Annotated in this window: 20 protein-coding genes; 13 read left to right on the forward strand and 7 right to left on the reverse strand. The window is 67.9% G+C overall.

Features of this window, described 5'->3' with window-relative positions; genetic code table 11:
• Positions 1-416 precede the first annotated feature (416 nt).
• On the forward strand, positions 417-1247 hold the full coding sequence (gene fdhD / locus IG194_RS30445) for a formate dehydrogenase accessory sulfurtransferase FdhD (RefSeq protein WP_058489817.1): 831 nt from the start codon (positions 417-419) through the stop codon (positions 1245-1247).
• Positions 1248-1414: 167 nt separating this feature from the next.
• On the opposite strand, the gene IG194_RS30450 is transcribed toward fdhD, so the two are convergent.
• Complete coding sequence (locus IG194_RS30450) at positions 1415-4159, reverse strand: AAA family ATPase (protein ID WP_412536115.1); 2745 nt, start codon at positions 4157-4159, stop codon at positions 1415-1417.
• Positions 4160-4225: 66 nt separating this feature from the next.
• On the opposite strand from IG194_RS30450, the gene IG194_RS30455 reads away from it, so the two are divergent.
• Positions 4226-4429 carry a hypothetical protein gene (locus IG194_RS30455; protein ID WP_153010640.1) on the forward strand — a complete coding sequence of 68 codons (204 nt, stop codon included), beginning with the start codon at positions 4226-4228 and terminating at the stop codon, positions 4427-4429.
• A 123-nt stretch (positions 4430-4552) separates the two neighbouring features.
• Here IG194_RS30455 and IG194_RS30460 read toward each other — a convergent pair whose 3' ends face one another.
• On the reverse strand, positions 4553-5491 hold the full coding sequence (locus tag IG194_RS30460; protein WP_058489819.1) for a Dyp-type peroxidase: 939 nt from the start codon (positions 5489-5491) through the stop codon (positions 4553-4555).
• A 949-nt stretch (positions 5492-6440) separates the two neighbouring features.
• Between IG194_RS30460 and IG194_RS30465 the strand changes: the two genes are divergently transcribed.
• The 5 genes from IG194_RS30465 to IG194_RS30485 all read left to right on the forward strand — a co-directional run bounded on the left by IG194_RS30465 (position 6441) and on the right by IG194_RS30485 (position 10200).
• Positions 6441-6713 carry a DUF1652 domain-containing protein gene (locus IG194_RS30465; RefSeq protein WP_009621889.1) on the forward strand — a complete coding sequence of 91 codons (273 nt, stop codon included), beginning with the start codon at positions 6441-6443 and terminating at the stop codon, positions 6711-6713.
• Positions 6714-6935: 222 nt separating this feature from the next.
• Positions 6936-8750, forward strand: coding sequence for an ATP-dependent zinc metalloprotease FtsH (ftsH, locus tag IG194_RS30470; protein WP_058490983.1), 1815 nt, complete (start codon positions 6936-6938; stop codon positions 8748-8750).
• A gap of 178 nt (positions 8751-8928) precedes the next feature.
• Positions 8929-9351, forward strand: coding sequence for a hypothetical protein (locus IG194_RS30475; protein ID WP_058489820.1), 423 nt, complete (start codon positions 8929-8931; stop codon positions 9349-9351).
• A gap of 156 nt (positions 9352-9507) precedes the next feature.
• Positions 9508-9663 carry a hypothetical protein gene (locus IG194_RS30480; RefSeq protein WP_009621884.1) on the forward strand — a complete coding sequence of 52 codons (156 nt, stop codon included), beginning with the start codon at positions 9508-9510 and terminating at the stop codon, positions 9661-9663.
• Positions 9664-9831: 168 nt separating this feature from the next.
• Entirely contained in the window at positions 9832-10200 is a 369-nt protein-coding gene (locus IG194_RS30485) for a DUF3509 domain-containing protein (protein WP_058489821.1), read from the forward strand.
• A 1-nt stretch (position 10201) separates the two neighbouring features.
• Here IG194_RS30485 and IG194_RS30490 read toward each other — a convergent pair whose 3' ends face one another.
• The gene (locus IG194_RS30490) at positions 10202-11167 is read right to left on the reverse strand and encodes an AraC family transcriptional regulator (RefSeq protein ID WP_058489822.1); all 966 of its coding nucleotides are present in this window, start codon (positions 11165-11167) and stop codon (positions 10202-10204) included.
• A 144-nt stretch (positions 11168-11311) separates the two neighbouring features.
• Here IG194_RS30490 and IG194_RS30495 point away from each other — a divergent pair, with 144 nt between their 5' ends.
• Genes IG194_RS30495 through IG194_RS30505 form a run of 3 tightly spaced genes read left to right on the forward strand, consistent with a single transcriptional unit; the run spans position 11312 to position 14723 of the window.
• The gene (locus tag IG194_RS30495) at positions 11312-12235 is read left to right on the forward strand and encodes a bile acid:sodium symporter family protein (protein WP_058489823.1); all 924 of its coding nucleotides are present in this window, start codon (positions 11312-11314) and stop codon (positions 12233-12235) included.
• Positions 12232-12972, forward strand: a complete 741-nt coding sequence (locus IG194_RS30500) for a sulfite exporter TauE/SafE family protein (protein ID WP_058489824.1) — start codon at positions 12232-12234, stop codon at positions 12970-12972. Before IG194_RS30495 ends, IG194_RS30500 begins: the two co-directional genes overlap by 4 nt.
• Positions 12969-14723, forward strand: a complete 1755-nt coding sequence (locus tag IG194_RS30505) for an N-acyl-D-amino-acid deacylase family protein (protein ID WP_058489825.1) — start codon at positions 12969-12971, stop codon at positions 14721-14723. Before IG194_RS30500 ends, IG194_RS30505 begins: the two co-directional genes overlap by 4 nt.
• Before the next feature lie 242 nt (positions 14724-14965).
• On the opposite strand, the gene IG194_RS30510 is transcribed toward IG194_RS30505, so the two are convergent.
• Entirely contained in the window at positions 14966-16360 is a 1395-nt protein-coding gene (locus tag IG194_RS30510) for a spinster family MFS transporter (RefSeq protein WP_058489826.1), read from the reverse strand.
• Positions 16361-16626: 266 nt separating this feature from the next.
• Between IG194_RS30510 and IG194_RS30515 the strand changes: the two genes are divergently transcribed.
• The gene (locus IG194_RS30515; protein WP_058489827.1) at positions 16627-17010 is read left to right on the forward strand and encodes a cupin domain-containing protein; all 384 of its coding nucleotides are present in this window, start codon (positions 16627-16629) and stop codon (positions 17008-17010) included.
• Positions 17011-17017: 7 nt separating this feature from the next.
• Here IG194_RS30515 and IG194_RS30520 read toward each other — a convergent pair whose 3' ends face one another.
• Positions 17018-18064 (reverse strand): MBL fold metallo-hydrolase, encoded by a 1047-nt coding sequence (locus IG194_RS30520; protein ID WP_082996311.1) that lies wholly within the window; start codon positions 18062-18064, stop codon positions 17018-17020.
• Between the two features lie 497 nt (positions 18065-18561).
• Here IG194_RS30520 and IG194_RS30525 point away from each other — a divergent pair, with 497 nt between their 5' ends.
• Both IG194_RS30525 and IG194_RS30530 read left to right on the forward strand, forming a co-directional pair.
• On the forward strand, positions 18562-19431 hold the full coding sequence (locus tag IG194_RS30525; RefSeq protein ID WP_058489829.1) for a 3-hydroxybutyryl-CoA dehydrogenase: 870 nt from the start codon (positions 18562-18564) through the stop codon (positions 19429-19431).
• 196 nt (positions 19432-19627) lie between these two features.
• Positions 19628-20884, forward strand: coding sequence for an OprD family porin (locus IG194_RS30530; protein ID WP_141679768.1), 1257 nt, complete (start codon positions 19628-19630; stop codon positions 20882-20884).
• 410 nt (positions 20885-21294) lie between these two features.
• On the opposite strand, the gene IG194_RS30535 is transcribed toward IG194_RS30530, so the two are convergent.
• The gene (locus IG194_RS30535) at positions 21295-21795 is read right to left on the reverse strand and encodes a VOC family protein (protein WP_058489830.1); all 501 of its coding nucleotides are present in this window, start codon (positions 21793-21795) and stop codon (positions 21295-21297) included.
• A gap of 117 nt (positions 21796-21912) precedes the next feature.
• A complete protein-coding gene (gene zapE / locus IG194_RS30540; RefSeq protein ID WP_058489831.1) occupies positions 21913-23019 on the reverse strand; it encodes a cell division protein ZapE in 1107 nt (368 codons plus the stop codon).
• Positions 23020-23028: the final 9 nt, after the last annotated feature.

Below are 23028 nucleotides of genomic sequence, written 5' to 3' on the forward strand. Positions count from 1 at the left end.
CGACAAGAAGAGTGTTTCCATAAGGCGCATCTATCTTCCGGTAAGCATTTGCAATTGGACGCATCCGCTGCAAGTTCTGCAGTTTTCCGCCTTCGATTCCGAGCCTTCGGATACAACGAGCATGAGCACTATCGAAATACCCTGCTCCAGACTTCTGCTCTCCGGTGGAAAAGGCCGGAGAATGGGAGGAAAGGCCAAGGGCCTGCCCTGCGCCTGCAGAACCTGAACAGCCCCGAAGCGCTGCTGGCGGCGCAGAGCGGCGCCATCGTACCCGGCCGTGAAAGCAACTTCCGGCCTGCATCGAATGCGTCGTTTCCGTCATAGATGAGTCTTATTGACGGATCGGAACAAGCGATTGGACGTTATTTGATCGCCTGCGTAACCTGAAAACAGGCAACAAGACACAAGGTGCCGTGATGGAGCTGATCGACGAAGCTCGAACCGATATATCCGATATCAATGCGCCGCCCGCGCCCGCGCAAACCTATAGTTATGTCGAGTTGGGCGAGAGCTGGATAATCGGCGAGACCGTACTTGCCCGGGAAACGGCATTGGCCATCAGTTATAACGGCATCAACCAAGCGGTGATGATGATATCGCCAGGTAATATGAAAGACTTCGTCAGGGGGTTCAGCCTGACCAATGAAATCGTCACTTCCCCGGATGAAGTCCGCGATATAAAAATCACCGGTTCCGGCGAGTCGTACCTGGCCCAGGTCGAAATAACCAACCGCGCCTTCTGGGCGCTGAAGGACCACCGCCGGCAACTGGCCGGCACCAGCGGCTGCGGCATCTGCGGGGTCGAAGCGCTGGACCAGGCGCTGCCGGCGCTGACCCCGCTGCGCCTGGCGCCGCTGCCGGAAGCGCGCCTGCTGGAGGGCCTGCGCGAGCGCATCAACGCCGCCCAAACGGTCGCCCGCGACAGCGGCGCCCTACACGCCGCCCTGTACCTCGACGCCCAGGGCGAGGTGCGCCTGTGCCGCGAGGACATCGGCCGGCACAACGCCCTGGACAAGCTGATCGGCGCCATGGCCCAGGCGCGCTTCGAGCCCGCCGAGGGCTTCGTCGTCGTCACCAGCCGCTGCGGCCTGGAACTCATTCACAAGGCGGTGCGGGCACGCATCGGCACCCTGGTCAGCCTCTCGGCGCCCACCGCCCTGACCGTGGAATGGGCGCGCCGCAACCAGCTCAACCTCATCCACCTTCCCCACCACAGCCTGCCCAGGCTCTACAGCCCGGCGCCCTGACCCGCGCGCCCCGGAGTCCCGATGAAGCAAGCCCATGAGTCCGCGGCGACGAGGTGGCGTTCTTCCCCACGGTGACCGGAGGCCGAATGAGCCAGGGCTTCGATGCCGGCGAGCGCTGGTGACGGCACGGGTAGCGCCCGCCGGGAGCGCTACCCGTCCGCCCGTCTTCAGGTTCCGGTCTGCTCCGCGTCGGCCGGCGGCGCGGGCGGCTCGGCCGCCGGGGGCTGGGCGCCGCCCTTCTCCAGGGTCACCTTGCCGGCCTCCTTGTCGTAGCCCAGGGCGATGCTGTCCCCGGAAACCACCTTGTCCCCGAGGATTTCCCGCGCCAGGCGCGTCTCCACTTCCTGGCGTATCTGCCGCTTCAGCTCGCGGGCGCCGAACTCGGGCTGGTAGCCCACGTCGACCAGGTGATCGACCAGGGACTCATCGACCGTCAGGCTGATGTCCTGCGCGGCGGCCGTGCGCACTACCCGCTGCAGCTGGATGCGGACGATGGCGCGGATGTCGTCGCGGGACAGCGCGTGGAACACGATGATGTCGTCGACGCGGTTGAGGAACTCCGGACGGAAGTGCCCCTTGAGCACGCCCATCAGCTCGTCGCGCAGCGCCTTGTCGTCCATGCGCTCGGCCTCGGGGCGTTCGAGGTTGTCCATGATGATCGAGGCGCCGAGGTTGCTGGTGGCGATGATGATGGTGTTGCTGAAGTCCACCACCCGGCCCTTGCCGTCGGTGAGCCGGCCGTCGTCGAAGACCTGCAGCAGCACGTTGTTGACGTCGGGGTGGGCCTTCTCGATCTCGTCCAGCAGTATCACGCTGTACGGCCGCCGGCGCACGCGCTCGGTCAGCTGGCCGCCCTCGTCGTAGCCGACGTAGCCGGGCGGCGCGCCGATCAGCCGGGCCACGGCATGGCGCTCCATGTACTCGGACATGTCGATGCGGATGATCGCCTGCTCGTCACCGAACACGCTCTCCGCCAGCGCCTTGGCCAGCTCGGTCTTGCCCACCCCGGTCGGGCCGAGGAACAGGAAGGTAGCGATGGGCCGGTGGGCCTGGCCGAGGCCCGCGCGGGACAGGCGCACCGCATCGCTGACCGCCACCACCGCGTGCTCCTGGCCGATCAGCCGCTCGCGCAGCGTCTCTTCCATCTTCAGCAGCTTCTGGCGTTCTTCCTGGGTCAGCTCCGCCACCGGGATGCCGGTCAGCCGCGAGACCACCTCGGCGATGGACGAGGTGGTGACCTCCAGTGTCTCGGAACCGGTCTTGCGCTCCCAGGCCTCGGAGCGTTCCTCCAGCTGCGTCTGTTTCTCGCCGATCAGCTCCTCGAAGCTCTTCGCCTCGTCGAAGCGCTTGCGCGAGGTCGCGTAGTCCTGCTCGCGCTTGAGCTGGGCGATCTCCGCCTCCAGCTCCTGGATGTCCGCCGGCCGCGAGGTGGCGCCGATGCGCACGCGGGCGGCGGCCTGGTCGATCAGGTCGATGGCCTTGTCCGGCAGGAAGCGGTTGGTGATGTAGCGGTCGGCGAGCTCCGCGGCGGCGACGAAGGCGTCGTCGGCGAAGGTCACCTGGTGGTGGGCCTCGAGCTTGTCGCGCAGGCCCCGGAGGATGACGATGGTCTGCTCCACCGTCGGCTCGGGGACGAACACCGGCTGGAAGCGGCGTTCCAGCGCGGCGTCCTTCTCGATGTACTTCTGGTACTCGTTGAGCGTGGTGGCGCCGATCAGGCTCAGCTCGCCGCGGGCCAGGGCCGGCTTGAGCACGTTGGCGATGTCCAGCCCGCCCTCCTCGCCGCCCTGCCCGGCGCCGACGATGGTGTGCAGCTCGTCGATGAACAGCACCAGCTCGTCGTGCTTGGCGGTGACTTCGTCGATCAGCTGCTTGGCCCGCTCCTCGAACTCGCCGCGGTACTTGGCGCCGGCGACCATCGAGTTCAGGTTCACCTCCACCAGGCGCTTGCCGCGCAGCACCTCCGGCACGTCGCCGTTGACGATGCGCTGGGCCAGCCCTTCGACGATCGCCGTCTTGCCGACGCCGGGTTCGCCGATCAGCACCGGGTTGTTCTTCTTGCGCCGGGCCAGCACCTCGATGGCGTTCTCGATCTCCTGGGCCCGCCCCAGCACCGGGTCGAGCTTGCCCTGGCGCGCCAGCTGGGTGAGGTCACGGCCGAACTTGTCCAGCGTCGGCGTGCCGCTGGGGGTATCCACGCGGCCGTCTTCGGCGCCCTTGCCGACGATCTTGACCACCTTCTGGCGCAGCGTCTCGGGGGTCACGCCGTACTTCTTCAGCAGCGTGCCGGCCAGGCTCTCGGGCACCGAGGCCAGGCCGATCAGCAGGTGCTCCGGGCCGACGTAGGAATGCCCCAGGTCCCGCGAGGCCTGGAAGGCCAGCTGGAAGGCCTTCTTCAGGCGCGGCGAGATGGTCATGCGGTCCACCGGCGCGTCGGCGGAGGCGTTGCCGGTCTGCGCGTGCTGGTCGATGTAGCCCTTGATGTCCTGCGGGGACAGCTTTATCTCCTTGAGCAGGGCGACCACCACGTCGGTATCGGCCAGCACGTACAGCAGGTGCTCGGTGTCCAGCTCGTTGCGCCTGAGTTCGTGGGCCTTTTCCGCGGCTCGCTGGAGTATCTCCAGGGTCTGGGCGCTGAAGGCGTCGGTGGCGTCGACCGACTCGCGGGGCACTTCGGCGGCCATGCCGAAGCCATCGCCCTCCTCGCCCGCGCCGCCGAACCTGTCGAAGAAGCGCGAAAGCCCGCCGCCCCCCAGCAGCGAGTCGAACGGATTGAGCATGCTCTGGTGCCGCATCAACTGACGGTAGTCGTGGTCGCAGATCGACATCGACTTGCGCTCGCCATTCTGTACGACGGTCACGCGGGCAACGGCGGGTCGCGCATTACAGATTTCACAGAGAGTCGCCATGATGAACTTTCTCCACGCAACAAGTGGGTGCTTGTAATCGAGCGGCCGCATCTCCAGCAGCGCATACCCGTGGATGAGTTCAATAACGAACCCGAAGCCTGGACATGCACTGTTTTTTTCGAAACGAAAGAGACAGGAGAACTCGAAAAGCAGGAACGGCTATTACACCGTCCGTTCACCATAGTCCGGGAAGTGGAAGAGCGCCAGACGAAATCGACGACAGCCAAGCAACGAAAGATGATAAACAGCAACGCTATAGTTACAAAACAATGAAGCGGCGGAAACTCAGCGGAACATGCCGGAGCAACTTCAGAGTTCCTGCGAAACTATTGCGGCGAAGTGAGTCGCCGCAATAGTCCGGGGTAGTTTCCGGGAAAATCGTCCGGATAGGGAAAGTTATTCGCCGAGCTGTTCCAGCAGGTCGGCGGAAGGCACGAAGAACAGGCTGCCGGTCACCGCGCGGCTGTAATCCAGCAGGCGGTCGTAGTTGCCCGCCGGGCGCCCGACGAACATGTTCTGCAGCATTTCCTCGATGGGCTCGGGCGAGCGGGCATAACCGATGAAATAGGTGCCGAACTCCCCCGCCCCCGGCCGGCCGAAAGGCATGTTGTCGCGCAGGATCTTCACTTCCTTGCTGTCCTTGACCAGGGTGGTGAGGGAGCTGTGCGAGCAGCTCGGCTTGACCGATTCGTCCAGCTCGATGTCGGACAGCTTGGTGCGCCCGATGATGCGCTCCTGGGCCTCGATGGACAGCTGGTTCCAGCCGGCCATGTCGTGCAGGTACTTCTGCACGATGACGTAGCTGCCGCCGGCGAAGCCGGGGTCCTCGTCGCCGATCAGGGTGAAGTGGGCCGCCTCGCGGCCCGCAGGGTTCTCGGTGCCGTCGACGAAGCCGACCATGCTGCGCATGTCGAAGTAGCGGAAGCCCTGGACTTCGTCGACCACTTCCACCGCCTTGCCCAGCCGGATGACCACCTGGGTCGCCAGTTCGAAGCACAGGTCCATCTGGTCCGCGCGGATGTGCAGCAGGATGTCGCCCGGCGTGGAAACGGCCACGCGCTCGCCGGAACCCACTTCGCGGAAGGTGTGCAACGCCGCCGGGCGAGGCGCGCCGAACAGCCTGTCCCAGGCCTCGGAGCCGAAGCCGACGACGCAGGAAAGATTGCCCGCCGGCGCCCGCTTGCCGACCGAACGCACTAGGGCGGCGATATCCCCGCACAATGCGCGCACGGCATCGCGGTTTTCCTCGCCGGAAACCAGCGTCATCACGAGAAAGATCGCGCTACTGGTGATCGGACTGTCGACTGCCTGGGGATTGGGGAGTTCTTCTGTCATTTTGCTTGGCAACTACCATCACGGTTGGGCGTTCGAGACTACCAGATAATAGCGGGCGCATGACAATCGTCATCGCGCGTGCCGAATGGTTTATTCCGAACTGCAAGTAAGGCTGAAAAAAAGGGGTGTCATTGGCACCCCGGTTATATGTTGGAAACTTGGTTCAGTTGACTTCCGAGCGCATCACCCGAACCGGCACGGATTTATAGGAGGGCGTTCCGCTGTCGACGTCTATGTAGTCCAAACGATCATTCCAGGCCCGGTAATTCTATACGGCGATATCGTATATCCGCCCGTGGATAGCCGCTCTTTATCTGGAATCCTGGAACATACCTGCCGCTGCGATATCCGGATGCGCTTATAAGCAACTGTCTATTTGGGTTATTCCCCTGCGGGCCAGCGCAAGCGCTGTTCGCGATGGAGCCGACTGCACCGAGGCGCTTTTCGTAGGATGGGTTGAGCTTGCGAAACCCATGCGGTTGCGCTGATGGGTATCGCTTCGCTCAACGCCATCCTACGAAAAGCCGTGCTTCCGGAGCGAACTCCGTCCGCGATTATCCATCGTTGAAACCTCCACAGAAACAACCGGGTGAATCGCACACAGGCACCTGGCGCGCCTCCCCCAACTGCCGCCACATCCGCTGTGTCAGGCGCTGGAGGGTGTCGCGCCAGGTGGCCCAGGGATCGTCCCTGCCGCGCAAGGTCAGGCGCTCACCGCGTTCCCCCGGGTCCGTCGCCGGGCCCGCCCTGCCCCTGCCACCATGGCGCTGCCGGGCGGCGAAAGGAGCGTTCGCTGGTTGCAGATGAGAAATCGTTATAACGGCAACTCGCTAGCAAGCTACTGTTCATTTCCTGACGTCGGCTTTTCGGCGTGATCGGACGACCGATCCCAGCTTCGCCGTACCCTGCGGACCCGCTTCAATCAAGTCGATAACTCGGGAGCCACCCGATGCAAACCTATTTGCAGGCCAAACGCATTCTCGAAGACAGCTTCACGCCCTACCGCTGCCAGTGCACCCTCGAAGCGGACGGTTCGATGACCGTGCAACTGCTCGCGCCCAACAGCTGCGACGTGGAACTGACCATCCCGCAGATCCCCCGCCACGACTGGGACAGCCTGCGCGCCGTGGCGAAACTGGCGCTGGAGCTGCGCCAGGCGCTGGACATGGCGCTGTCGGAACAGCAGCGGCCGGCCAAGCCCCTGAGCCTGGCGCCCGGCTAGCCACGCTTCGGGCCACCCTGGAGCCTGCTGCGCGGCGGCCAGGTCTGCCGCTTCCAGCTGCAACGCGGCGGCCACTGAGCCCGGCGGCTATCCTTCGCACACGCCGCTCCGCCTTTGTTTGATCCCGGCCAAGTTCCCGCGCCGCGGTTCGTGCCTCAATGGCGCCAACGCCGGAGCCCGGCGTGCATCCATCCCCCTGCCGGCACGGGAGCGAGCATGGCCATGGAAAAGCACCATCAATGGAACCTCGGCTATTTCGTCGTGGCCTTCGTGGCCATGCTGCTGGTGCAGAACTGGCTGGGCGAGTACTCGGCCGAGGCGCCGATTCCATACAGCGAGTTCCAGCGCCTGCTGGACGCCGGCAAGGTCAGCGACCTGCGCGTCGACCAGGAACGCATCAGCGGCACCCTCAAGGAGCCGATCCAGGGCCGCACGCGCTTCACCACCAACCGCGTCGAGCCGCAGTTGGCGGCGGAGCTGGAGAAAGCCCAGGTCGACTTCTCCGGCGTCACCCAGAGCGGCCTGGCCAAGCTGCTGGGCTGGCTGCTGCCGGTGCTGCTGTTCTTCGGCCTGTGGGTGTTCTTCTTCCGCGGTCTGGCCGAGAAACAGGGCTTCGGCGGCATGGTCAGCGTCGGCAAGTCGAAGGCGCGGGTGTTCGTCGAGCGCGACACCGGGGTGACCTTCGACGACGTCGCCGGTATCGACGAAGCCAAGGCCGAGCTGCAGGAGGTAGTGTCCTTCCTCAAGGATCGCCCCACCTACAGCCGCCTGGGCGCGCGGATTCCCAAGGGCATCCTGCTGGTGGGCCCGCCCGGCACCGGCAAGACGCTGGTGGCCAAGGCCGTGGCCGGCCAGGCCGGGGTGCCGTTCTTCTCCATCTCCGGCTCGGAGTTCGTCGAGCTGTTCGTCGGCGTGGGTGCTGCGCGGGTGCGCGACCTCTTCGAGCAGGCGCGCAAGGCCGCGCCCTGCATCATCTTCATCGACGAGCTGGACGCCCTGGGCAAGATGCGCGGGCTGGGCGCCTTCGGCGGCAACGACGAGAAGGAGCAGACGCTCAACCAACTGCTCGCCGAGCTGGACGGCTTCGACCCGCGCGAAGGCGTGGTGCTGCTGGCCGCCACCAACCGCCCGGAAGTGCTCGACCCGGCCCTGCTGCGCGCCGGCCGCTTCGACCGCCAGATTCTTATCGACCGCCCGGACCGCCGGGGCCGCGAGGCCATCCTGCGGGTGCACCTGAAACGCGTCAGCGCCGCCGCCGACCTCGATTGCGGGCAGATCGCCGCCATCACCACCGGCTTCACCGGCGCGGACCTGGCCAACCTGGTCAACGAAGCCGCCATCGGCGCCACCCGGCGCGGCGCCGAGGCGGTGGACATGGCCGACTTCACCGCCGCGGTGGAGCGCATCGTCGCCGGCGCCGAGCGGCGCAGCCGGCTGCTGCTGCCGCAGGAGCGCAAGGTGGTGGCCTACCACGAGATGGGCCACGCCCTGGCCGCGGCCTCGCTGCCGCGCATGGACCCGGTGCACAAGGTCTCCATCGTTCCCCACTCCATCGGCGCCCTCGGCTTCACCCTGCAACGGCCCACCGAGGACCGCTTCCTGATCGGCCGCCAGGAGCTCAAGGACCGCATGGTGGTGCTGCTGGCCGGGCGCGCCGCCGAGGCCCTGGTGTTCGACGAGATTTCCACCGGCGCCGCCGACGACCTGGCCAAGGCCACCGACATCGCCCGCCAACTGGTGACGCGCTTCGGCATGAGCGAGCAGCTCGGCCAGGCCGTGCTGGAGCGGCAGAACGCGCCCTATCTGGCAGGCGACAACGGTCACCTGGCGGGGCTGCGCGAAAAGGACTACTCGGAGCAGACCGCCCGCGAGGTGGACCTGTGCGTGCGCGAGCTGATCGACGAGGCCTTCCGCCGCGCCCGGGCCCTGCTGGAGCAACGCCGCAGCGACCTGGAGGCCGGCGCGCAACTGCTGCTGGAGCGCGAAACCCTCACCCCGGAGGATTTCCCCGCCCTGGCCGGCGCGCCGGCGCCTTGAGCCCGGCCGCTTCGAACCCCTGGCTATTTGCAGCGCCGCGCATATGCCGGGGAACTCATTGACAGATTGGCGCCAGGCAAGTGTCATGGGCGTTGTCGTCCGGCGCGGTCGAGGTGTGGCGCCGGGATTGCGTGGTCCGTTTGCGTGTTTCCTTATCCCCCGCACAGGAGCCGCCGGCATGTACGACTCTGCACCCAGGGCCTCGGGGCCCGCGGAGGAAGATTTCCTCTTCACCTTCGAGACCCACGTCCTGCAGAAGGCCCTGCCCGCCTTCGAGGAAGCCAGCCGCTTCGCCCGCGACCGCGGCCTGGATTGCCAGGTCGAACTGCTCGTGGACGAGGACGATCACCTGCAACTGTGCCTGTTCGCCCGCCTGGGCGGCAGCCAGCAACCGAGCTTCTACCGCATCGTCGCCGATACCGAACTCCAGGGCCTGGTCCACGAGCAGTACGCCGCCCATGGCCAGCGCACCCGCCGCCTGGGCGCGCAGCTGGACTCGCTGGACGGCGAGGTGCTCGACGAACAGCTCGCCGAGTTCTTCCAGCTGGCCTTCGGCATGCACCTGGACGAGCCGGGGCACCGACGAGTCAGCGGCTTCTAGCAGCCGCCCCCTTTTGCCTTGCCTGCCGTTCCTCGCCTCGCCTTGCGCGGGCGGGTTTTCGCGCGACACTGTGCGCATGAAATGGATCGCACGCGCCCGCCCGCGTGCGGTCCGAGCAAAGGTAAGAGCTGCGATGCCCCTTGCAGGAGTGCCCCTATGAAAAGCCCCGTGGATACCCCGCACCCCGATCCGGTGGTGACCAGGGAAGCCGACGAACTGGAAGAACTGGTGGAGCTGGACCCGGTCGACAGCGGCCAGGAACCGCACCTCTCCGCCGCCCACCAGGAAGGCGTGATCGACGAGCAGCACTGAGCTTGCATTCTGCCGTGCAGGCTTCGTGCAATCGTGCGAAATGCACGGGCGCGTCTCTATCGCTATCGAATAACTGACTGATTCAAAAAGAGAAAATTTTCAAGCGAAGCTGGAACGCATGCTGCAACGGCTCTCCCATCGGCTTCACGGATACCAAGGGAGAGCGTCATGCACAACGACCGTAGCCAAGCCCCGCAACTCCTCGGCGAACAGTTCAGCGACTACCGCGTCGACCTCCAGCAGCGCCCGGACGGCGGCCTGCTGCTGAGGCTGCGCGACAACCAGAGCCGGCGCCTGCTGACCACCTGGGCGATTCCGGCCAGCGAATGGCGCGACCCGACGCGCCTGAACAACTTCATCGAACGCATCCGCCGCGACCTGCTGACCGCCGAGGGCCGCCCCCTGCAGGAAGACGAGGTGGACTGCTTCCGCAAGCGCATCGAACTGCAGACCTTCAACCCCGGCCAGGGCCGCCACCGCCAGCGCAAGATCGTGGTGGCCGGCGAGCGCCTGCGCGCCCTGGCGGCCCACGCCTGAGTCAGTCCGCGCCCTGGCGGAACTGCCCGGGGGTCATGCCGCTCCAGCGGCGGAAGGCCTTGGCGAAGGCGCTCTCGTCGGAGAAGCCCAGGCGCTCGGCCACTTCCGCCAGCCGCGCGGGGCCATGCAGCAGTTGCTCGGCCATGGCGTGCAGCACCCGCTCGCGCAACAGCTTGAAGCTGCTGCCCTCCTCGGCCAGGCGCCGGTTCAGGTGCCTGCCGCTGAGGCCCAGGCGTTCGGCGATGCGCTCCTTGCCCCACTGCGGGTGCTCGCGCAGCAGGGCCTGCACCTGCGCCGCCAGGCTCTGCGCGCCCAGGCGCTGCAACTGGGCGTCGGCGAGCTGGCGCAGGTGCTCGCGCATGGGCGCGTTGGCCTGGATCAGCGGCACCTGTAGGTCGTCCTCGGCGAACAGCAGGCCATCCTCGCCGGCGCTGAAGTCGGGCAGCAGGCCCAGCAGTTCGCGGTAACTGCCCGCTTCGCCGCGGGCGGCGTGGCCGATGCGCACGGCCCGCGGGCGCACGCGCTCGCCGGTGATCCAGGCGCTCAGCCGCACCAGGCTGGCCAGCACCGCCTCCACCCGCGCCTCGCGGCGCACGCGGTAGCTGGGGCGATAGACCAGGGCCACGCCACCGGCCTCGCGGCGCAGGGCGAACTCGCTGCCCTCGGCGATGATCGGGTAGTACTCCAGCAGCGCTTCCAGGGCTTCGCCGAAGCTCTCGCAGCTCATCAGCAGGGCGCCGACCATGTCCAGGTGGCCGACCTGCAGGGCGCTGCCCAGGCGCAGGCCCAGCAGCGGGTCGGCGCTGGCGGCGCACAGGCCCTCCCACAGCTCGTCCTGGCGCGCCAGCGGGATGCGCGCCTCGCGGCCCAGTTCGCGCAGGTCGGCGGGCAGTTGCAGGCCCAGGCGCGTAGCGGCCTGGAGGATGCCCTGGGCGTAATGCACGGTGATCGAGGGGCTGTTGGGCATGGTCCCGAAATAACCGGAAAAAGTCCTGATTGAGCCAGCAAAGCGCGGCACGGGGCGGGTATCCTTGCCCATTACAACGAGAAACACAAACGAGCCGTGCATGCCTTGCAAACCGTGCCCCGCGCCCCTTAGGGAGGCGCGCTGATGCCCACCGTCCACCTGGAATTCGCCGGCGCCTCGATGCTGGCCCTGAACGCGATCATCGCGCTGATGATGTTCGGCGTCTCCCTGGAACTGCGCCGCGAGGACTTCGCCCGCATCGTCCGCGCGCCCAAGGCGCCGCTGATCGGCATGCTCATCCAGTTCCTGCTGCTGCCGGCCAGCGCCTGCCTGCTGGCCAACCTGCTGCCGATCGACCCGCAGCTGGCCCTGGGCATGCTGCTGGTGGCCACCTGCCCCAGCGGCAGCTTCTCCAACGTCATGACCTGGCTGGCGCGCGGCAACGTCGCGGTGTCGGCCAGCGTCACCGCGGTGTCCGGGCTGTCCGCCGGGTTCTTCACGCCGTTCAACTTCGCCCTCTACGCCAGCCTGGCGCCGGAGACCCGCGCGCTGCTCACGCAGATCCGCATCGACCCGCTGGAGCTGCTGGCCACGGTGCTGCTGGTGCTGGTGACGCCGATGCTCGCCGGCATGGCCCTGGGCCGCCGTCGCCCGCAGCTGGCGCGGCGCCTGGAGAAGCCCATGCGGGTATTCTCGCTGCTGGTGCTGGCGGCCTTCGTGGTGATGGCCTTCATCAAGAACTACGCGCAGTTCGTCGCCTACTTCCACCTGTTCTTCTGGCTGGTGGCGCTGCTCAACGGCGCCGCCCTGGGCCTGGGCTACCTGTGCGCGCGGGCCTGCCGGCTGGGCGAGGCCGACGTGCGCGCGGTGACGCTGGAAAGCGGCATCCACAACTCGGCGCTGGGCATGGCGCTGATCCTCACCTTCTTCCCCGAGGCCGGCGGCATGCTGCTGATCGCCGCCTTCTGGGGCTGCTGGCAACTGCTCACCGGGCTGGGCCTGGCGCTGTTCTGGTCGCGCCGCGCGCCGCTGCCCAAGCTCGCCGCCGCCGGGGGGAGAACGCCATGAGCTACGTGGCCCCTGCCCTGGGCAGCTTCATCCTGCTGGCCTACACCCTGGAAGCGGTCACCGGCTTCGGCAGCGTGGTGCTGGCGCTGTCCCTCGGCGCCCTGCTGCTGCCCATCGAGCAACTGCTGCCGGTGCTGGTGCCGCTGAACGTCGGCCTGACCAGCTACCTGGCCTGGCGTCACCGGCGCCTGGTGCAGTGGCGGCTGCTGCTGGCCACCCTGCTGCCGGGCATGCTGCTGGGCATGGTGGCCGGCTACCTGCTGCTGCCCTGGCTGGACCCGCAACTGCTCAAGCGCGGTCTCGGCCTGCTCATCCTGTGGTTCGCCGCCCGCGAATTGCACCGCAGCGCCAAGGGCACGCCCAGGGGCCAGGTGCCGGCCTGGGCGATGCGCCTGGCCACCGGCGCCGCCGGCGTCTGCCAGGGCCTGTTCGCTTCCGGCGGGCCACTGCTGGTCTACGCCCTGGCCGGCCAGCAGCTGGACAAGTCGCGCCTGCGCGCCACCCTGGTGTGCGTCTGGTTCAGCCTCAACGGCCTGCTCACCCTGGCCTTCCTGGTCGACGGCCGGCTGCGCCCGGCCCTGCCCCAGGTGCTGGCCTACGCGCCGCTGCTGCCGCTGGGCCTGTGGCTGGGCGAATACCTGCACCGGCGCTGCCCGGAACGCCACTTCCGCCTGGCCATCCACCTCCTGCTGCTGGTCAGCGGGGTCCTGCTGCTGTCTCCCTGGAGCCTCCTGTGAGCTACGACATCATCGTCAAGAACGGCCTCTACTTCGACGGCAGCGGCGCCCCCGGCGCGCTGCGCCACCTGGGCATCCGCTCCGGGCGCCTCGACACCCTCAGCGCCTCGCCGCTGGACGAGGCCGGCTGCCCGCAGGTGCTGGACGCCGCCGGCAAGTGGGTGACCCCGGGCTTCCTGGAAATCCACTCGCACTACGACGCCGAGGTGATAGCCGCGCCGGCGCTGAAGGAATCGGTGCGCCACGGCGTGACCACGGTGGCCCTGGGCTCCTGCTCCATCAGCATGGTGCTGGGCGAGGCGGAGGACTGCTCCGACCTGTTCACCCGCGTCGAGGCGGTGCCGCGCGAGGTGGTGCTGCCGATCCTGCGGGAGAAACGCACCTGGCGCGACGCCGCCGGCTACCGCGCCTTCTACGAGCAGCTGCCGCTGGGGCCGAACCTGTGCTCGTTCCTCGGCCACTCCGAGCTGCGCGTGGCGGTGATGGGCCTGCAGCGCGCCACCAGCGGCGCCAAGCCCACCGAGGCCGAGCTGCAGCGCATGGAACAGCTGCTCAACGAGGCGCTGGACGCCGGCTGCTTCGGCCTCTCGGTGATGACCACGCGGCTGGACAAGATGGACGGCGAGCGCGCCTGGTCCAGCCCGCTGCCCTCCACCTTCGCCAGTTGGAAGGAGTTCTCCCGCCTGTTCGCCGTGCTGCGCCGGCGCGGCGCGCTGATGCAGGGCGCGCCCAACGCGGTGACCAAGATCAACGTGTTCGCCTTCCTCTGGCAGGCCCACGGCTGGTTCCGCCGGCCGCTCAAGTGCAGCATGCTCACCGCCCTGGACCTCAAGTCGCAGCCCTTCATGCACCGCATCACCCGCACCTCCGGCTGGCTGGCCAACCGCGTGCTGCGCGGGCGCTTCCGCTGGCAGACGCTGCCGGCGCCGTTCAACGTGCGCATCGAGGGGCTGAACATGAACGGCTTCGAGGAGTTCGGCGCCGGCGAAATCCTCCGCGACATCAAGGACCCGGAGGAGTTGTACGCGCGCATCCAGGACCCGGCCTTCCGCGAGCGCTTCCGCAAGGACATCAAGGCCACCCTCAGCCTGGGCCTATGGCACCGCCGCCTGTCCGACTGCTGGGTGCGCGAATGCCCGGACGCCAGCCTGATCGGCCGCAACTTCGAGGACATCGGCCAGCAGCAGGGCAAGGATGCGGTGGACGCCTTCTTCGACCTGGCCAGCCAGTACCGCAACGCACTGAAGTGGACCACCTGCTACGGCAACCACCGCCCGCAGGTGATGGCCAGGCTGCTGGCCAGCCCCTGGACGCAGCCGGGCTTCGCCGACTCCGGCGCGCACCTGGCGTCCCACGCGCAGTACAACTTCCCGCTGCGTTTCCTCAAGTACGTGCGTGACGCCGAGCTGGCCGGCCAGCCGTTCATGGACACGGGCCGCGCGGTGCAGCGCCTGACCGGCGAACTGGCCGACTTCGCCGGGCTGGACGCCGGCTACCTGCGCGTGGGCGACCGCGCCGACCTGGTGATCGTCAACCCCGAGGGGCTGACCGACGAGCTGGACGAAGTGAGCGAAGCGCCCATGGAAAACCTCGGGCTGGTGCGCCTGGTGAAACGCAACGATGCGGCGGTGGACGCCACCGTGATCAACGGGCGCGTGGCGTACCGGCGGGAAAGCGGCTTCGCCGAGGAGCTGGGCAAGGAACGCGGCTTCGGACGCTTCCTGCCGGGCCGCGAAGTGGTGCCGGCGTAGCGCGGATGAATCCCACCCACGCCATTCATTCCCCTGTAGGAGCGCGCCCTGCGCGCGATTTCGCGGGCAGGGCCCGCTCCTACAGGTTTCCGGGAGGCACGGCATGTCCCCGTAGGAGCGGACCTTGTCCGCGATAGCCGGAACCACCGGCGCGGTTCGCGGATAAGATCCGCTCCTACGCTGCCCCACCCACGCCATTCCCTGTGGGAGCGCTTCCTGCACGAAGCGCGGACGGAGTCCGCTCAGGCACGCTCCGCCTGCTCCCGCACCAGGCTCGCGCGGTAGCTGCCGCAGCCCTTCCACAACAGCCCTATGGTCAGCAACGCAGCCACCGCGGAAACGATGGCGATCGACGCCCCCACCGCCGCCGGGTCGCCGAACACCCGGTCGGTGATCAGCGCCACCAGGGTGGTGCCCAGGCCCACCGCCAGCAGGTTGCTGACCAGCAGGAAGATCGCCGAGACCTGCGCGCGCACCTGGTTCGGCGCCAGGTTCTGCATGGCCGTGGTGGAGGTCGGCAGGGGGAAGGAGGCGAAGAACATCGCCGGCACCAGCAGCGCCAGGGACAGCCACAGCGGTTCGACCACGGCGAACAGGGCCACCGGCACGAGCATGCCGATGGCGCCGATCACGCCCGTGCGCATGGCCGCGTCGCCGTGGCCGCGGCGGGCCAGCAGGTCGGTCAGCCAGCCGCCGCAGTACACGCCGGCGGTGTTGGCCAGCAGCAGCACCACGCCCAGGGTGTAGCCGGTGCTCACCGGGTCCAGGCCGTGCTTGCGCATGTACAGCGCCGGGGTCCAGCTGAGCATGGCGTACAGGGCCATGGCGTAGCAGGAGAAGCCCAGGTACAGGCAGGTGAAGGTCAGCCGGTGGCGGCCGAGGAAGCGCACGCCGTCGCCCGGCGCCACGGCCTTGGCCTGGCCGCTGGCGTCGCGGCTCAGGCCCTGGCGCTGCGGGTCGCGCACGGTCAGCCAGATCAGCAGGCCCACCAGCACCCCGGGCAGGCCGACGATGAAGAAGGTCAGTTGCCAGGCCTTGACCTCGCCCAGCACCGGCAGCACCAGCGCCTGGGTGTCCTTGAGCAGGTCGATGACGTAGCCGCCGACCAGGAAGGCCAGGCCGCCGCCGAGGAAGGAGCCGATGGAGTAGATGCCCACCGCGCGGCCGAGCTTCTCCCGCGGGAACAGGTCGCTGAACATCGAGTAGGCCGCCGGCGACAGCGCCGCCTCGCCCACGCCGACGCCGATGCGCGCCAGGAACATCTGCAGGAAGTTCTTCGACAGCCCGCAGGCGGCGGTGGCCAGGCTCCAGAAGACCACGCCGACGGCGATGATCCGCGGCCGCGAGAAACGGTCGGCCAGGTAGGCGATGGGCCAGCCCATCACCGCGTAGAACAGCGAGAAGGCCAGCCCGTGCAGCAGGCTGAACTGGGTGTCGCTGAGCTGCAGGTCGGCCTTGATGGGCTCGATCATCAGCGCCAGGATCTGCCGGTCCACGAAGGAGAAGATGTACGCCACCATGCACAGGCTGACGACGTACCACTCGTAGGCGTAGCGCTTGCGCGCCGGGCGCGCCGCGCAGGCGTCGATGGCGGCTGGAGCCGTGCGCGGGGCGCGGCACGAGGAGGAAGGGTTCATGGCGAGGTCTCTTGTCGTTATGGGCAGGCGTGTCGCTGCAAGGCGCCCTCGCCTTCGAAGGGCGGGGCCAGGGGCACCTTAGGGGATGGGCCCCGGGGCGGACCATACGGGGAAACGGCCTCGGCATGGGGGTAGGCTCCCGTAGGCATTGGGGATTTCCTTAGGCGGAAAATCCGCCCCGCCACCGCACCCATGCGCAGGAATATGCAAGACGCCCGCGCCCTGGACGCCCTACCCTGGCCGCTCGATGATCCAGGAGCTGAAACATGCCGCAAACATCCCCACGCCCCTACCAGCCGGTCAACCTCGCCGCCAAGCTGGCGGCCATCCACGAGCAGTGGCAGCCGCGGGTGGTGGCCGAGATGAACGACTACCAGTTCAAGCTGGTGAAGCTGGAAGGCGAGTTCGTCTGGCACAGCCACGCCGACACCGACGAGACCTTCATCGTGCTAGACGGCGAGCTGCGCATCGACTTCCACGACGGCGCCGTGCAACTGCGCGCCGGGGAGATGTACGTGGTGCCCCGCGGCGTGGAGCACAAGCCCTTCGCCGCGCAGGAGGTGCAGGTGCTGCTGATCGAGCCGCGCGGCGTGCTCAACACCGGCGACCAGGGCGGCGAGCGCACCGCGCCCAACGACGTGTGGATCTGAGCCCGTCTCAGGCCAGGCGGTACCAGGCCACGCCCTGCGCGTCCTCGCTGGCCGTCACCCGTCCGCGCTGCACCAGGTAGTTGAGGTTGGCCAGGCACTCGCCGGTGGCAAGCGCCAGCAGGTCCTGGTCGATGCGCCGGGCGAAGAGCGCGCCGAACAGGTCGATGGCGCGCTTCGGGCCTTCGCCCAGCAGTGCCTGCAGGCGTTCCAGGCCGCGCTGGTGGCCGCGCTCCAGGTGTTCCAGGCGCGCGTGCAGGGGCTGGAAGGGTTCGTTGTGGGCCGGCAGCACCAGCACGTCGTCGGGCACCTCGCGGCGCACCTTGGCCAGGGACTCCAACCACTGGCCCAGCGGGTCGGCCGCCGGCTCCGTGGGGAACACCGAGACGTTCGGCGAGATGCGCGGCAGCACCTGGTCGCCGGCGACCAGCAGGCGCAGGCCGGGGCAATGGAAGCTGGCGTGCTCGGGGGAATGCCCGGAACCCACCACCACCCGCCAGTCGTGCGCGCCGATGCGGATGCGCTCGCCGTCGCGCAGGCGCCGGTAGCTTTCCGGCAGCGGCCAGATGAACTTGCCGAAGCCGCCGAAGCGCGCCCGGTAGTGGGCGATGGCCGCCTCGTCCCAGCCGGCGCGGCGGTAGAAGCGCACGCCTTCCGGCGGCGCCTCGCGGCCGCTGTCGGCGGCCAGCACGCGGCAGTTCATGTACTCGCCGAAGGTCATCCAGAGTTCGCAGCCGTACTCGCGGGTGAGCCAGCCGGCTAGGCCGACATGGTCCGGATGCATGTGGGTGACGAACAGCCGCGTCGGCCGCCGTCCGCCCAGCGCGCCGCCGGGGGCCAGCAGCGCGCGCCAGGCGTCGAGGGTGGCCTGGGTGTGCATGCCGGTGTCGAACAGCGCCCAGCCGTCGCCGTCTTCCACGGCCCACAGGTTGATGTGGTCGAGGCTCAGCGGCAGGGGCATGCGCAGCCAGTGAACGCCCGGAGCGATCTCGCGGCTGGCGCCGGGGTCCGGAGCGGGGCCGCAGGGGTAGTTCAGGGGGATGCGTTCGGATTTCATGGGGTTGCCTGGGTTGTTCATGCCGAAGGGGCGTTCCGGTGCGCGCGGAGATTTCTCTGGAAGTCCGAATCGCGGACGGAGTCCGCTCCTACGGCATGAGCGAGCATGGCTTTTCGTAGGATGGTGTTGAGCGAAGCGATACCCATCACCGCGGCCGCATGGGTTTCGCAAGCTCAACCCGATCCTACGAAAAGCAGCTCGGCGCAGTCGGCGAGACAGTTGCTCCTACAGCACCAGGGAAGCACAGGCGTAGGAGCGAACTTCGTCCGCGATTGGACTCACCGGCCACGCCGGACGCCCACGACAATACTGTGCCAAAGACTCGTCCCCAACCCCACCCACATAGACTAACCCGCCATGAAATGGCGCATATGCCCTCGGCAAAGTCACAGCTGCCAGCCCCCCGTCCCGCCGGAGGCTCGCCCTGGGCCGGCGCCTGCGCTATCGTCGCCGCCGGCGCCGCGGGGCGCTTCATTCATCGCAGAGGAACGACAGGCATGAGTACAGCAGACACCACTCCCGGCATCCGCAAGATCGGCGTGATCGGCGCCGGCACCATGGGCAACGGCATCGCCCAGGTGTGCGCCGCCGCCGGGCTCCAGGTGGCGATGATCGACGTGTCCGACGCCGCCGTCGAACGCGGCCTGAAGACCATCGACGGCAACCTCGAACGGCTGATCAAGAAGGACAGGCTGGCCGCCGCCGACAAGCCGGGCATCCTCGCGCGCATCCAGGGCGGCACCGACTACGCCGCGCTGAAGGACGCCGACCTGGTGATCGAGGCCGCCACCGAGAATCTCGAACTCAAGCTGCGCATCCTGCGCCAGGTGGACGAGCTAGTCGGCCCCGACTGCGTGATCGCCAGCAACACCTCGTCCATCTCCATCACCCAGCTGGCGGTGGTGGTGCGCAACCCGCAGCGCTTCATCGGCCTGCACTTCTTCAACCCGGTGCCGGTGATGGGCCTGCTGGAAGTGATCCGCGGCCTGCAGACCGCCGACGAGACCCACGCCCGCGCCCTGGCCTTCGCCGGCCTGGTCGGCAAGACCGCGGTGAGCGTGAAGAACGCCCCGGGCTTCGCGGTCAACCGCATCCTGGTGCCGATGATCAACGAGGCCATCTTCGTGCTCCAGGAAGGCCTGGCCAGCGCCGCCGACATCGACGCCGGCATGCAGCTGGGCTGCAACCACCCGATCGGCCCGCTGGCCCTGGCCGACCTGATCGGCCTCGACACCCTGCTGGCGATCATGCAGGTGCTCTACGACGGCTTCGACGACTCCAAGTACCGCCCCGCCCCGCTGCTCAAGGAAATGGTCGCGGCCGGCCGCCTGGGCCGCAAGAGTGGCCAGGGTTTCTTCAGCTACTGACCGCCCTCGAAGAAGGGGCCTTGCGCCCCTTCCGCCAGCCAAGCGCCATTAGATAGCTATCACACGATTCTCAGCGGCAGGCTCTAGCACGCGGCTTCCAGTCGTAGGAAATTTCCGACGAATGACAACCCGGTCACTGGTGATAGCACGAAAAACTGCTAAAACCTGAAAGTTGGAAACCAAAGGAGCTATATCCATGAGGATCATGAAACCCCACGCGCTGGCCTTCGCCGTGATGGCCGCGGGCGCCCAACTGGCCCAGGCCAGCGCCCAGGACGAGGCGAAGGGATTCATCGAGGACGCCAAGCTCGACCTGCTGCTGCGCAACGTCTACTGGAACCGCGACTACAAGGACCACACCAACGACGCCAAGGTCTGGGGCCAGGGCTTCATCGGCACCTTCGAGTCCGGCTTCACCCAGGGCACCGTGGGCTTCGGCGTCGACGCCTACGGCCTGCTCGGCGTCAAGCTCGACAGCGGCCGCGGGCGCAACTACACCGGCATCTTCAACGAACACGACGACGGCAAGCCGGTGGACAGCCTGTCCGAGGCCGGCGGCGCGGTGAAGCTGCGCTTCTCCAACACCGTGCTCAAGTACGGCAACCAGTTCCCCGACCTGCCGGTGCTCTCCCGCGACGACTCGCGCATGCTGCCGCAATCCTTCACCGGCACCCTGCTGACCAGCGAGGAGATCAAGGGCCTGCAGCTGAACGTCGGCAAGTTCACCGCCGACAGCCCCATGGGCAGCCCGGCGCGCGACCCCAACCACCTGGACGAGATCTACCTCTACGGCGGCAGCTACGCGGTCACCGACGACCTCAGCGTGGCGCTCTACCACAGCGACGTGCGCGACGTCTTCGCCAAGACCTACGCCAACGTCAACTACAGCCTGCCGCTGGCCGCCGAGCAGGCGCTGAACTTCGACTTCAACATCTACCGCACCAAGTACGACGACGGCTCCCAGGCCGCGCTGGACTTCGGCGGCGACGGCGACAACGACCGCAACACCATCTGGAGCCTGGCGGCCAAGTACAGCGTCGGCCCGCACGCCTTCATCCTCGCCCACCAGCGCAGCAGCGGCGATGCCGGCTACGCCTACGACTACGGCGACGGCGGCGGCACCATCTACCTGGCCAACTCCTACTACGCCGACTTCAACCTCAAGGACGAACGCTCCTGGCAGGCCAGCTACGAGCTGGACTTCGGCGGCTACGGCGTGCCCGGGCTGACCTACAAGATCGCCTACGTGCGCGGCGACAACATCGACACCGGCGGCGATTCCGACGGCACCGAGCGCGAGCTGTTCAACCAGGTCAAGTACGTGATCCAGAGCGGCCCGGCCAAGGACCTGTCGTTCAAGCTGCGCAACTCCATCTACCGCGCGGACAACGACGTCGGCCCGGACCTCAACGAGGTGCGCGCCTTCATCGAGTACCCGCTGAGCATCCTCTGATGCCCCGGGCCCGCGGCGAACCATCGTCCCGGCCCATATGCACTATCAAGCGCATTCATCATTAGCCTGCGAACAATTTGCTAGCTTATTACCCCATCAGGTGTTGCTCGCCTGGTTTTGAAGCATCAAGGCCGTTACCACCCCCGCTTCCCCCGCGACTCGGTAACGGCTTTTTTTTCGTCTGCGATTCAGGGTTGGGATTGCGCGGCGGGCTCCAGAGCACCCTCACCCCAGCCCTCTCCCGGAGGGAGAGGGGGTCTGCGGCGGAGGCGTTGAGTCCGCTCCTACGCCTGCCGGCAAACCACCCCGTAGGATGGTGTTGAGCGAAGCGATACCCATCACCGCAGCCGCATGGGTTTCGCAAGCTCAACCCATCCTACGAAAAGCACCTCGGCGCACAGGTACGTAGCTCACGCCCCGTCGTAGGCCCTGCGCAACGCCGCGATATCCAACTTCTTCATCCCCAGCAGCGCCTGCATCAGGCGTTGCGACGCCGCCGTCGCCGGGCCGGCTATCAAGTCCGTGAGCATGGCCGGCACTATCTGCCACGACAGGCCATACCTGTCCTTCAGCCAGCCACACTGCTGCGCTTCCACCGGGCCGCCGGCGGATAGGCGTTCCCAGTAGTGGTCGATTTCCTCCTGGCTGTCGCAGTTCACCTGCAGCGACAGCGCCTCGCTGAACTTGAACAGCGGCCCGCCGTTGAGCGCGGTGAAGGCGATGCCGTCCAGCTCGAAGGCCACTGTCATCACCGAGCCCGGCGAGCGGCCGTGGATTTCCTGGCCGGCCTCGCCGTAATGGCTGACGGCGCCGATGCGCGAGTTGGGGAAGATGGCCGTGTAGAAGGCCGCGGCCTGCTCCGCCTGGTCGTCGAACCACAGGCAGGGGGTGATGCGCTGGATGCGGGACATGGGCTGCCTCCTCGTCTGGGCGCGCGGCCACCGTGGCCGCGCCCTGTTCCTGGTCGTCCGGCGGGACGCGGAATCGACAAGTCTGGAACAGCTCCGACGAACCTGCCCGCGCGCCGCTCAGCGGCCGAAGCGGCTGGTCTGCATCTCGCGCAGGCGGCTCAGGGTGCGGCGGAACGGGAACTCCAGGCCGCCCTGGGTGTACAGCGCCTCCAGCGCCACCTCGGCCTCCAGGTACAGCGGCACGCCACGGTCGTAGCATTCGTCGACCAGGGCGATGAAGCGGCGCACGCCGTCGTCCCGGGCCGACAGCGCCGGCAACTGGCGGTCGCCGGCGGCCACGCGCCGGGCGCCGTCCTCGGTGCCGCGGGCGATGCGCGCCTCGCGGCGCTCGCCGCCCAGCTCGGGGATATCGCCGAGCAGGATGGCGTGGAAGCGGTCGCACAGGCCGATGAAATCCTGGGCCGACCAGGGCCGCTCGCAGAGGTCGGCATAGCGGCACCAGAGCACCCCGCGGCCGTGGCGCACCACGGCCAGTTCGCGGTGGCCCAGCGCCAGCGGCGCCTCGCTGCCGCTGCCGGCCAGCGCAGCGAACACATAGCCCAGGGCGCTGGGCACCCCGGCGCGGCACAGCCAGTAGCGCTGCACCGGCGCGCCCGGGTGCAGGCGGTGGTCCTGGCCGCCGTCGGTGGCCAGCACCTGCATGTGGCGCTCCAGGGCAGCGATGGCCGGGAGGAAGCGCTCGCGGTTGAAGCCGTCAGCGTACAGCCCCCGGGGCGGCTGGTTGGAGGTGGCGACCACCACCACGCCCTGCTCGAACATGGCCTGCAGCAGGCCGCCCAGCAGCATGGCGTCGCCGATATCGCTGACGAAGAGTTCGTCGAAGCACAGCACCCGCACCTCGCCGGCCAGTTCGGCGGCCAGCGCCTGCAAGGGCGAGGCGGTGCCGGACAGCTGGAACAGGCGCCGATGCACCCACTGCATGAAATGATGGAAATGCTGGCGCCGCGCGGGCACCCGCAGGCTGGCGTGGAAGCGGTCCAGCAGCCAGGTCTTGCCGCGCCCCACCGGGCCCCACAGGTACACGCCCAACGGCCGCTCGCCACGGTGCAGGGCCGCCTGGCATTCCTCCAGGCGCTGTGCCGCGTGCCATTGCGCGGCATCCTCGACGAACCCCCGCTCGCTCACAGCGAGGCGGTAGGCAGCCAATGGCGAAGACCGCTCCACGGCGACTCC

It is taken from the genome of Pseudomonas sp. ADPe (assembly GCF_014843515.1).
Taxonomy (GTDB): domain Bacteria; phylum Pseudomonadota; class Gammaproteobacteria; order Pseudomonadales; family Pseudomonadaceae; genus Pseudomonas; species Pseudomonas citronellolis.